At 46.3% G+C, this 11,851-nt stretch carries 11 protein-coding genes; 10 read left to right on the top strand and 1 reads right to left on the bottom strand.

Going from position 1 to position 11,851, the window contains the following annotated elements; genetic code table 11:
• The first annotated feature begins 664 nt into the window (after positions 1-664).
• A complete protein-coding gene (locus EKO24_RS23140; protein ID WP_241674439.1) occupies positions 665-805 on the top strand; it encodes a hypothetical protein in 141 nt (46 codons plus the stop codon).
• A 139-nt stretch (positions 806-944) separates the two neighbouring features.
• On the opposite strand, the gene EKO24_RS08540 is transcribed toward EKO24_RS23140, so the two are convergent.
• Positions 945-1,646 carry a ComF family protein gene (locus tag EKO24_RS08540; RefSeq protein ID WP_127030192.1) on the bottom strand — a complete coding sequence of 234 codons (702 nt, stop codon included), beginning with the start codon at positions 1,644-1,646 and terminating at the stop codon, positions 945-947.
• Between the two features lie 85 nt (positions 1,647-1,731).
• Here EKO24_RS08540 and bioB point away from each other — a divergent pair, with 85 nt between their 5' ends.
• The 9 genes from bioB (at position 1,732) to ctaD (ending at position 11,737) form a co-directional block, all read left to right on the top strand.
• Complete coding sequence (bioB, locus tag EKO24_RS08535; RefSeq protein WP_127030193.1) at positions 1,732-2,700, top strand: biotin synthase BioB; 969 nt, start codon at positions 1,732-1,734, stop codon at positions 2,698-2,700.
• Positions 2,701-2,788: 88 nt separating this feature from the next.
• Complete coding sequence (gene bioF, locus EKO24_RS08530) at positions 2,789-3,958, top strand: 8-amino-7-oxononanoate synthase (protein WP_127030194.1); 1,170 nt, start codon at positions 2,789-2,791, stop codon at positions 3,956-3,958.
• Entirely contained in the window at positions 3,955-4,731 is a 777-nt protein-coding gene (bioH, locus tag EKO24_RS08525) for a pimeloyl-ACP methyl ester esterase BioH (RefSeq protein ID WP_127030195.1), read from the top strand. Before bioF ends, bioH begins: the two co-directional genes overlap by 4 nt.
• On the top strand, positions 4,722-5,495 hold the full coding sequence (gene bioC, locus EKO24_RS08520; protein ID WP_127030196.1) for a malonyl-ACP O-methyltransferase BioC: 774 nt from the start codon (positions 4,722-4,724) through the stop codon (positions 5,493-5,495). The genes bioH and bioC overlap by 10 nt, the downstream gene beginning before the upstream one ends.
• Positions 5,495-6,154 carry a dethiobiotin synthase gene (bioD, locus tag EKO24_RS08515; RefSeq protein ID WP_127030197.1) on the top strand — a complete coding sequence of 220 codons (660 nt, stop codon included), beginning with the start codon at positions 5,495-5,497 and terminating at the stop codon, positions 6,152-6,154. Before bioC ends, bioD begins: the two co-directional genes overlap by 1 nt.
• 131 nt (positions 6,155-6,285) lie before the next feature.
• Positions 6,286-8,121: a hypothetical protein gene (locus EKO24_RS08510; RefSeq protein ID WP_127030198.1), complete on the top strand. Its 1,836-nt coding sequence runs from the start codon at positions 6,286-6,288 to the stop codon at positions 8,119-8,121.
• Between the two features lie 152 nt (positions 8,122-8,273).
• On the top strand, positions 8,274-8,672 hold the full coding sequence (locus tag EKO24_RS08505) for a bacteriohemerythrin (protein ID WP_127030199.1): 399 nt from the start codon (positions 8,274-8,276) through the stop codon (positions 8,670-8,672).
• A 248-nt stretch (positions 8,673-8,920) separates the two neighbouring features.
• The gene (gene coxB / locus EKO24_RS08500) at positions 8,921-10,075 is read left to right on the top strand and encodes a cytochrome c oxidase subunit II (RefSeq protein WP_127030200.1); all 1,155 of its coding nucleotides are present in this window, start codon (positions 8,921-8,923) and stop codon (positions 10,073-10,075) included.
• Between the two features lie 54 nt (positions 10,076-10,129).
• Positions 10,130-11,737, top strand: coding sequence for a cytochrome c oxidase subunit I (gene ctaD / locus EKO24_RS08495; protein WP_127030201.1), 1,608 nt, complete (start codon positions 10,130-10,132; stop codon positions 11,735-11,737).
• The last annotated feature ends 114 nt before the right edge of the window (positions 11,738-11,851 follow it).

The following is an 11,851-nucleotide window of genomic DNA, read 5'->3' as shown; positions in this document are numbered from 1 at the left end:
GTAGCGCTTGCGGTGTTTTCTTTTAGCCATTGCAAATTTTAAATTTTGCAGGTTTTGCAACTCAATGGCTACTTTTAAAACACGCACTTAGGTATTTAGCGATATATCGGCATCTTATCGCCTCGATTAATATGTTTTGTTAAAGAAACTTACTCGCGGTGAGGATTCGGCTAATGACCCCAAGAGAATTAGCGATACAAGCATGGAATCTGTATGAAAAGTTAATCGATCTTGATATTGAGCGTAGCCGTCGGCACCGTAAAAATTCTGAGCTTAAAACCGGGTATTCGGGGCGGCGCAATATTAAGCGGGAAAGCAGGTTACATCGCTTGTCGAATCGAGCCTACAAAAGATACAAACGACGCTTGGCTGCTTGTTTACGTGAAGGATAAATCTGCTCTATTACGCGCAAGATATTGGCTTTCACAGTAAAAAGCCTGGTCTGTAAAATCTTAAAAATGTTTTGATTTTAATGGCTTAAGGATCGTGTCTTTTGCGGGAAAGTGCCCTGACGATATTGTAGAATTCAGCTTTTAATTCTAAAGGCTAAAAAGAAATGATCGCTTCATGTGTAAGATTATTTGTTTTGCTTATTATATTTTCTGCAGTGCTATTGTCTTCCTGTGCCGAGTTTAAAGAGGCTGGAAGAACGATAGGTCATACAATGCGTAATGTCACCAGAGAAATTGGACATGGAACCAGGGATGCGGCCATCGAAATCGGTCATGGTACCAAGCGTGTTGTCGAAAGTATTGGGCAGGAAACCAAAGACGAAACCAAGTCGTTATCGGGCGGAGAACAATAATTTTATTTTCAATGGATTGTATTGATGCGTTGAATGTTTTTGGATGCTGATACGTGGGGCAAGAATTACCGCAAAATTTTCTCTCTAGTGCTGTCTATCTCTTATGCTGATTGGATGGGGCGGTTTTAACTAATAAGAATCAAGCCCTGGCGCAAACCCAAACGTCAACGCGGTTGGCCCCGGCTTTTTTCAATACATAGGCGAGTTCATGGGCTGTTGAGCCTGTGGTCATCACATCATCAAGTATTGCAATATGTTGGGCGTGAAGAGGCTTGACGACGGAAAAAGCGTTTTTCAGGTTTTTATGGCGTTTTTTGGCCGATAGTTGAATTTGGTGAGGGGTATCGCGGCAGCGTTTGCAGCCGGTGAGGTCTAACGGAACCTGTAATTCTTTGGCTACGGTTCTGCTAATTTCTATGGCTTGGTTGAAGCCGCGTTCGCGATAACGGGAGTCATGCAGCGGTACCGGTAATATCAGCTCAGGCTGTTCGGCGCTTTGTCTCAGATGGTCTGCCAATAACATGCCCAGTAAACGGGCATTCTTGTAATTAGCACTAAATTTTAAAGTGTTGATCAAATGCCGAATAGCTCCTTGGTGGATAAATGGCGCGTACGTTTCGTCAAAAGCCGGCTGCCGGCTTAGGCAGCGGCCGCAAAGTGCAGGGGCCGTGATCAGTGTTTCCAGTATTTCACCGCAACGGTAACAGCAATGATTATTTCTGGGGAGTTGCATATAGCACGAGTCGCAAATGTCGCGAGCCTGTTGTCCAGGATTACCGCACAAGATGCAGGTAGGCGGCAGCAGGTAATCCTGTATAATATCGATCCAGTTGTATACCATTTTTACTTAAATAGGTTGACAAGTTTGTCGTCGCTCGCGATTGATGGGCTTTGAACCTCGCCCCTACACACCGGAGCTTAACAGAATGTCTGCAAAACCCGCAATTCGCCATGACTGGCAGTTGGACGAAGTGCAAGCGCTTTATGCGTTGCCTTTTAATGACCTGATTTTCAAGGCGCAAACCGTACACCGTCAGAGTTTCGACCCTAATGAAGTACAGGTCAGCAGCCTGTTAAGCATTAAAACCGGTTCTTGCTCGGAAGATTGCGGTTATTGCCCGCAAAGCGCCCGTTACGATTCCGATTTAACGCCCGAAGCGTTAATGCCGGTCGATAAAGTTTTGCAGGCGGCACAACTGGCTAAAGATCAAGGTGCATCGCGCTTTTGCATGGGCGCGGCCTGGCGTCAGCCTAAAGACCGGGATATTGAGCGAGTCGTCGAGATGGTCCAGGGCGTTAAGGCGCTAGGCATGGAAACTTGCGTAACCTTGGGTATGTTGACTGATGCGCAGACCGCCCGTTTAAAAGAAGGTGGCCTGGATTATTACAATCACAACCTCGATACCTCGGAAGACTACTATTCCGAAGTTATCACCACGCGGACTTACCAGGACCGTTTGGATACTTTAGCGCGTGTTAGGGATGCCGGGATTAACGTCTGTTGCGGCGGTATTGTCGGCATGGGCGAGAGCGATGTTGATCGTGCCAAGTTGTTAATCGAGCTGGCAAACCTGCCCAAGCATCCTGAAAGTGTGCCTGTCAATATGCTGGTGCAGGTTGAGGGGACGCCGCTGATGGGTACAGAACAACTTGACCCTATCATCTTTATCCGGACCATAGCCGTTGCCAGAATCATGATGCCGGAGTCGCGGGTCCGGTTGTCCGCAGGCCGTAATAATATGAGCGATGAAATGCAGGTGCTGTGTTTTCTGGCCGGTGCCAATTCGATCTTTTACGGCGACAAGTTATTGACCACCGATAATCCAATGACTAATCATGACTTAGCTTTGTTTGACAGGCTGGGTATCCGTTCGGGCGGTTCAAGTTACGCTTGATCTTGAAAAATCTATTGATCCACGAAAAACACGAAAATACTCGAAGCAATTTATTTTGTGCTTTTCGTGAACAAAAACTTTAAATCTAATGGCGCATCCGTTCCCAGAATTAGCAGCCGGCCTCGACGATATTGCCCGGCAAGGTTTATATCGCTCCCGGCGGGTTAGCGAATCTCCTCAAGGTATTAACTTGGAAATTAACGGCAGACATGTTGTCAATTTTTGCAGCAACGATTATCTGGGTTTGGCCAATCACCCGGAAGTGGTCGATGCTTTCAAAGCCGGCGTAGATCGGTACGGCGTCGGCAGCGGTTCGGCGCATTTGATTTGCGGACATAGCGCGGCTCATCATGCCTTGGAAGAAGAGCTGGCGGCATTCACCGGCCGCGACCGGGCATTGTTGTTTTCTACCGGTTATATGGCCAACATCGGTGCGATCTCGGCTTTATTGGGCCGTGGCGATTCGGTGTTTGAGGATCGGTTAAACCATGCTTCGCTGTTGGATGGCGGCTTGTTTTCCGGTGCAAGGTTTAAGCGTTACGCTCATGCCGACGCGGCCGATCTCCATGCCAATCTGGATAGAGCTGTCGGCAACAAGCTGGTCGTGACCGATGGCGTATTCAGCATGGATGGTGATTTTGCGCCGTTGGATGAATTGGCGCTTACGGCAAAAAAACATAATGCCTGGCTGATGGTCGACGATGCGCACGGTTTGGGCGTTATCGGCGAGCACGGAGGCGGCGTTGTTGAGCATTTCGGCCTTGATCAAGACGATGTGCCGGTGTTGATGGGTACGCTGGGAAAAGGCTTTGGCACGTTCGGCGCATTCATCGCCGGTTCCGAGACGCTGATTGAAACCTTGATCCAACGAGCCCGCACTTACATATATACCACCGCGTTACCGGCGGCGGTGGCCGAAGCGACACGGGCAAGCTTGAGACTTGGGATCGAAGAAAGCTGGCGCAGGGATAAGCTTAAGCAGCTGTCGGAGCGATTCAGGATGGGCGCCGAGCAGGTCGGCTTGCAGGTGATGCCGTCAGCGTCCGCGATACAGCCTATCCTGATAGGCGGCAGCCAGGCAGCCGTGGATATTAGTAATGAGCTGTTGGATGCCGGTTTTCTGGTCAGCGCGATACGTCCCCCAACGGTACCGCAAGGCAGTGCAAGGCTGCGGGTGACTTTTTCGGCATTGCACGAACAGCGGCACGTCGACGGGCTATTGGATGCGTTGGTCAAAATTACTTTGGGGCGCAAGTGACAAAAATCCATCTGGAAACATTCGGCAACGGCAAACCTATCGTATTGGTGCATGGCTGGGCGATGCATGGCGGTATTTGGCGCGAGTTTGCGATGCAGTTGGCGCAACATTACCGGGTCACTTGCATCGATTTGCCGGGGCACGGACGAAGCGAAGCAATCGATCCGTTTACGTTGGAGCGGATCAGCGCCGAGCTGGTCGGCTTGGTTTCCGAACCGTGCTGTTGGTTGGGCTGGTCTTTGGGGGCTGCGGTAGTGCTCGATATAACCAGGCTTTATCCCGAGCGGGTGTCTTCGTTAGTGTTACTGGCGGGAAACCCGATGTTTACAAATTCCGGTTTGGCATGGCCGGGTATCGATGTTCGCTTGCTGGACGGCTTTGCCGGGAATTTGCACCAAAACTGTCAGACGACTTTGCTACGATTTTTATCGCTGCAAGTAAACGCTTTGCCGGATCACAAACATCTTTTGAAAACGCTGAAAGCTGCCGTGTTGGAGCGCGATGCACCTAATGCAAAAACCTTGCAAGGCGGCTTGGATATACTCAAGCAAACCGATTTAAGGTTGGCATTATCTGCATTAAACATTCCTGTGTCGGTCATATTGGGCGGCCTGGACACATTGGTTCCTGTTGCTGTAGGTCAACAAATGCAGAGGTTGTTGCCAAGTCTTGAATTAAACATCATCGACAGGGCAGGGCATGTGCCGTTTTTATCACATAGCGAGGAAACGCTGGCGATTATTTCTCGATTTATGGACAAGCAATGTATTTAGATAAAGCCAAAATCAAGCAGTCGTTTGCGGCGGCTTCGGCCACTTATGACGGTGTTGCCGATCTACAGCGCACCGTCGGCAAGACACTATTGAATATTGCCGGTAGCGAAAGCGTTGCAGGAACACTATTGGATTTGGGCTGCGGCACCGGTTTTTTAACGTCCGGGCTGTTGGCGAACTCAACATCTATTGTCGCGTTGGATATTGCGTTGCCGATGCTACAGGTAACGCGGACGAAGCTGGCCACTACGCAAAATGTCAGTTATATCTGCGCCGATGCGGAACAGTTGCCGCTTGCCGAAAAAATCGTCGATGGCGTTTTCTCGAATCTGGCATTGCAGTGGTGCGTCAATCTGGGCGCGGTTTTTGCGGATATTAAACGCGTACTGAGACCGGACGGTCAGCTGGTTTTTTCGATATTCGGTCCGCAAACGCTACAGGAGCTGAAATCCGCATGGGCCGCAGCTGACGACTACCGGCACGTTAACGATTTTTACAGCGGGCAACAACTGACGCATTTTCTCCGGCAAGCGGGGTTCACAAAGATAGCGATTGAAATTAGGCTATATAATCCAAACTATGATTCGGTTTGGGCGCTGATGAGAGAGTTAAAGCATATCGGTGCGCATAATGTAATGGCCGGACGTAATCAAAACATCACTACTAAGGCCCAAATGCAGCGCATGATTGCGGCTTACGAGCAGCATCGGGTCGGCGATCGGGTTCCTGCAACTTTCGAGGTTATCATGGTTAAGGCAAGCTAATGGAAAAAGGCTACTTTATAACCGGCACCGACACTAATGTCGGCAAGACTTGGGCGACGATTGCACTGATGCGTTATTTTAAAAGCCGCGGGCAATCGGTCGCAGGCATGAAGCCTGTTGCTTCCGGCTGCTTGATTCAGGACGGCCGGTTGAGAAATGAAGATGCGTTGCTGATACAAGAAAATGCTTCGGTGCCGATTGATTATGATCTAATTAACCCTTACGCTTACGAGTTCCCTGTATCGCCCCATATTGCCGGAGTAAAAAATCCGGTCGATCTACAATGGCTGGCTACCAAGTTTGAGCTATTGAAAAATATGGCTGATATCATCGTTGTTGAAGGCGCCGGAGGCTGGTGTACGCCTTTAAATGATCGCGAGTCTATCAGCGATTTGGCACGAGCGCTGGCATTACCGGTTATTATTGTTGTTGCGATTAGGTTGGGTTGTATTAATCACGCAAGATTGACTTATCAGGCAGTAAAACAGTCGGGTCTAAACTGCGCCGGCTGGATTGCGGTTTGCACGGACCCGGAATTGTTATGCCGGGACGAGAATATACAGACTATAAAGAGTACTGTGCATGCGCCTTTACTGGGTTTGTTACCCTATAGCCAAGTCGCTGATTTCAATTTCCTCTCGACGCAAATGAATATCTAAGTCGTACGTTAGTAACGTATGTATCGGGAGTGATTTTGGAATAATATATGGCAAGAGTTCTCTGAAAGGCCTGTCATTTTCTTTTTCATCCAGTCAGATTCGCCGTTTAACTGACGGCGCAAGGTTAAAGCATGTCGATTCGCACTATCTCATCAGTAAAATTTATCTTAATTGTCGGTGCATTATTGTCCGGATGTACAACGACTCGGCAAATTGTAGTTGATCATCCTTCAACGCAGGCGAGCCAGTTTCAGCCTTTACAAGGTTTTCAAGCCATTGACGGTGACGATTATTATGTTCGGTTGATTTCGGAGTTCGACTTCAAAGGAGACAATGTCTTAAAAAGCGGCTGTACCAATATGGCGCCGTCTTACGAAAAAGGCGATTTATCGGCAGCCCTTATTTATAGCGTGCGTAATGAGACGCTTAAATTCAATCGCGAGGCTACCGGTTTTTTGTACCAGGCGACAACAGGTAAATGCAACTTTACATTCGATGCTAAAAAGCTTTATTTGACGCCGTGGATTCGCCTGGATTCAGGCAAGGAAACGATGGTCGATTATAATTTTTACACGAATGCGAATAGCGATATGGATGTGTCTGGTTTGGTTAGTGATGTGAATACGGCTAGCAATTTGCTGGCGTTAACAGGCGTCGGCATGGGGGTTGCTGTCATGGGGCAGGTTGCCGGGCAATGGGTAAAAGGAAATCAGCAAACAGCGGCAACATCTACGCCTCACCAGACTGCAAAACATAGCTCTGAATCGCATTCGTTACCGGCCGCCACGATTTTTTCCGGTAAAACGGGAACGTTAAATCAAACAATGTTTAAAGTTTATGATGTTGCTGAAGGCGGATTTAATCTGTTAGGTTCAGACGCTAAGCAACTTGGCGAGCTAAAGATTTATCCGGAAATTCTGCCTTCTTTATTATTAAAAACAACTGCTGACGGAATTCCCGATGCGCGTGATCTGACCTTCGAAGAAATCGGTTATTCTCCAATAAAATCGGCGACAGGTGAGATAAATCTCCAGCAATTGATTGAGCAATCCACACATCCGTCAAAACCGAATTTAAAGCCCGATTGGAATAATTATCAGGAAGTTGAGAGTAACTGCCGGAAATTGAAGCTGGTGATGAAAGATTTGGGGTTTAATAAGTTTGACCGTAATGCAGTGATTTACTATTTTCTGGCTAAAAATGGAGATTGGAATAACTACAACATCAGTCGGCAAAGGATTCTGCATGAGGAAATCCGGCCTAAAGTCATGGAAAGTTATCGCAGCAAAAATTTTGCTAATTGTTTGGCCCCTGATGATTATGCGGTTATGAAATCGATGGGCTTGCCGGTTAATACGCAGTCCGACTGGGATCAGATGGGGGAAGCAAGTTATAAAAAAGCGCAATTGTTTTTGCCGCTCAAGTCCATTGAGAGACAGTTGGTTGCCGTATTAAAAAATCCGAATAAGGTAGAAATGGAGCGACAGCTGTTTCCTTTGCTAAATACGGCAAAGAATGGCGATGGCAGTGTATTGTTGCAAAATCATTTGGGTGACTTCGGGTTGGAATTATTGCTGAATCCTGCTGTGGCACCGGCGGATGCTTCGGTTGCTAAGGTTGATGCCGCTGTTCCTGTTGTACCGATTCCTGGGGAAGGTATGATCATTACGGCTAATCAATTAGCTCAGGTTTTTTCCGGATTGTTGATAAATGACCTGAGCTGTGCGCGACCGGTTCCCGATGGTTTGGGAAAATATTTAAGCAATGCAGGTATTTTATTGTTCACTACAAAAGAGGGTGGTCCGCGTGTTAAAGGCGGTGCGATGGAATTTGAGTTTTTAGGCGGAAAAATCACACGCATTGCTTTTCAGTTGCCTGCTTATCGTGACTTTGAGCAGGACCTACAGGATCAGTCCGAGGTTGGAGAATGTCGAATTGATCCTTCTTTTTTGACAAAGTTACACTAACATAAGCGTTGTTCCGATATGGTGTTGCCGCCTTGTAAATCAACAAGAAGGCAGGTTGATTTATACCATAAATTAAATGTGGATTTAGAAGCGGATATAATCCATAATGTTTGTGCGGTAAATAAATAATAAATACTATCAGGAGAAACATTATGGCTTTAATTACTTGGACAGCTAGTCAATACGGTACAAATGTTGGATTTGCAGATCAGGAGCATCAAACTTTATTTGATAAGCTTAATAAATTATATGATTTAGCAACAAGCGGAGCAGAGCGTTCGGCAGTTGGTGCTCAGCTAGATGACTTGATTTCATATGTTGTCGAACATTTTGCCCATGAAGAAAGAGAAATGCAGGCAAAAGGTTTTGCCGGTTATAGCCGTCATAAGGAAGAGCATGAAGCTTTATTAGGCATCTGCGGTGGTTTGCAAACAAAATTTCATGCAGGCGAGGCAGAAGTTGACGAAGGCGTAGGTCAATTGGTTAAAGGATGGTTAGATAACCACATTCCTAACTTTGATATGGCTTATGCGGATGCATTAAACAGCTAATCAAGCTTCAACACTAAAAATAGCAAGGCTTGTGAGTTATATTGATTCACAAGCCTTTTTAGTGTGCTAAATAAATTCAAGGAAAGGACAGCTGGTATAGATTGCCTTCATAGGTTAAAATTGAAAAGATTATTTGTGATAATTATTACGCAATATGGAATAGGGCAAGCGTATAGGAATACCCTGAAGTTGCGAAACGATATAACGCATATACAAGAGTTTATAACTACTAACTAGGAGGCTGCTCCGTGAAGAAAACAAAGCAACTGTTCGCAGGTCTGATCTTAATGGCTTTTGGCCTGGGAACAGCGCAGGCGGCATATACGCTCAATTTAATGAGAGGGGTTACAAAGGTCAGTAACGATCTTTATGACCTGCACATGTTGATTCTATGGGTTTGTGTATTCATAGGAATCGGTGTGTTTGGGACTATGTTCTATTCGATTTACCATCATCGTAAGTCAAAAGGGCATAAAGCGGAGCAGTTTCACGAAAATACAGCGGTTGAAATCGCTTGGACAATTATCCCGACGCTGATCCTGATCGGCATGGCTATCCCTGCTACGAAAGCTATGATCGAATTGGACAACGTCCAAGAGTCCGACATGTCTATTAAAGTAACCGGGCATCAATGGAAATGGGAATACGAATATCTCGATAATGGAATTCATTTTTTCAGCAACCTGGACGAAGGCAGTAATAAAGTACGCCAAGTCGGCTCTGGTTTAGATCCTCGCTCTGTTCCAAATTACTTGTTGAATGTTGATAAGCCGTTAGTTATACCTACTAAGAAAAAAATTCGTTTTGTGTTTACCTCGGCGGATGTAATTCATTCATGGTGGGTGCCTGATTTAGGTTGGAAAAAAGATACTAATCCAGGTTTTATTAATGAATCATGGACTTCCGTTGATGAACCGGGTACTTATCGTGGTCAATGTACTGAGCTTTGCGGTAAAGACCATGCCTTTATGCCGATTGTCGTGATCGCAATGAATGAACCTGAGTACAATGCTTGGGTAGAGCAACAAAAAGCCGCTGCGGCTGCTGAGGCGGGCTCGGCTGGCAAGGAGTGGACTAAAGAGGATTTGGTCGCTAAAGGTAAAGCTGTTTATGAAACCAATTGCGCATCCTGTCATATGCCGGACGGTGCCGGGTTGCCAGGTACTTTCCCTGCTTTGACAGCAAGCCCTGTAGTAACCGGCGATATTAATGCTCAAGTTAAGCTAGTCTCTGAAGGAAAAGGCATGATGCCGGCTTTCGGAAAAGTGTTAAGCGCGGTTGATTTTGCCGCAGTCGTAACATATACCCGTAATGGTTTGGGTAACTCAGTAGGTGATGCTATTCAGCCTTTAGCTATCCAAGCTCTGCAATCGGGAATACCGGTGGCAGGTAAAAATGAATAAGTCATTGCGTTCTTACCGATCTAATCTTTTTTATAGTTTCAAGAGGTATAAAATATGTCTGCTGTAGTCGCTGAACATGATGATCATCATGATCATGGTCCTGCTAAGGGGCTCTTAAGGTGGGTTATTACCACCAACCATAAAGATATTGGTACGTTATATCTACTGTTTGCCCTGGCGATGTTTTTTGTTGGCGGCGCAATGGCAATGGTGATCCGTGCTGAATTGTTTGAACCGGGCATGCAATTTGTTAATCCCCAGTTCTTTAATTCAATGACCACCATGCACGCTTTAGTGATGGTGTTCGGGGCTGTTATGCCGGCATTCGTTGGCTTGGCTAACTGGATGATTCCAATGATGATTGGCGCTCCGGATATGGCATTGCCGCGTATGAACAACATGAGCTTCTGGTTATTGGTTGCCGGTGTGTTATTACTGGCTAGTACCTTATTCATGGAAGGCGGCGCGCCTGCCAGCGGTTGGACTTTGTATCCGCCGTTAGTGTTGCAAACCGGTAAGGCATTGCCTTTTGCGATTTTCTCAGTGCATTTGCTGGGTATCTCGTCAATCATGGGTGCTATTAATATCATCGCAACCATTTTCAATATGCGCGCTCCGGGCATGACTTTAATGAAAATGCCGATGTTTGTCTGGACTTGGTTGATTACTGCTTTTCTGTTAATCGCTATCATGCCGGTTTTCGCTGGTGCAGTGACCATGTTGCTGACTGACAAATTCTTCGCCACCAGCTTTTTTGATGCAGCGGGCGGCGGTGATCCGGTTCTTTATCAGCACATTTTCTGGTTCTTCGGTCATCCTGAAGTTTATGTAATGATTTTGCCTACTTTCGGCGTGGCTTCTACGATTATTCCAGTCTTTGCTCGTAAGCCTTTATTTGGCTATAGTTCAATGGTTCATGCGACTGCTGCAATCGCATTCTTGTCATTTATCGTTTGGGCGCACCACATGTTTACAGTCGGTATGCCGATTGCCGGTGAGTTGTACTTCATGTATGCCACGATGTTAATTGCGATCCCTACCGGCGTTAAAGTGTTTAACTGGACTGCGACTATGTGGAAAGGTTCAATGACGTTTGAAACACCGATGCTGTTCAGTATCGCTTTCGTTGTTCTGTTTACAATGGGCGGCTTCACCGGTTTGATGATGTCGGTTGCGCCTGCTGATTTCCAATATCACGATACTTACTTTATTGTTGCGCATTTTCATTACACATTGGTTCCTGCTTCTATTTTTATTTTGATGGCTGCAGGCTATTTTTGGCTGCCTAAATGGACTGGCCATATGTATGACGAAAGAATCGGTAAATTGCATTTCTGGTTGTCGGTTATATCGGTAAATGTTCTGTTTTTTCCCCAGCACTTTTTGGGACTTGCGGGGATGCCAAGAAGAATTCCCGATTATGCCGTTCAATTTGCGGATTGGAACATGATCTCCAGTATTGGCGGTTTTATTTTTGGCGCTAGCCAATTGCTGTTCTTGTATATTGTTATCCATACAATCAAAGGCGGCACAGGCGAGAAAGTAACAAGTGAAGTTTGGGAAGATGCTGCTAAGCATAGCTTGGAGTGGACCCTGCCATCACCACCGCCGTATCATACTTTTACTACACCCCCAACAGTTATACCTACTGAGCATATCTAGGTTGTTGTATTCCGGGCCAGGTTGCTTTATTAAAAAAGCAACCTGCTTAGGTAACGTATCAGGTGAAACAATGAATACCAAACAAAAAAATATTTTGACGGCAGTAGCTTTGGT

Origin of the sequence: Candidatus Methylobacter oryzae, from assembly GCF_003994235.2 — a bacterium.
Classification (GTDB): Bacteria; Pseudomonadota; Gammaproteobacteria; order Methylococcales; family Methylomonadaceae; genus Methylobacter_A; species Methylobacter_A oryzae.
Note: the sequence above shows the minus strand (reverse complement) of the source record. Positions and strands in the feature narration are given on the sequence as shown.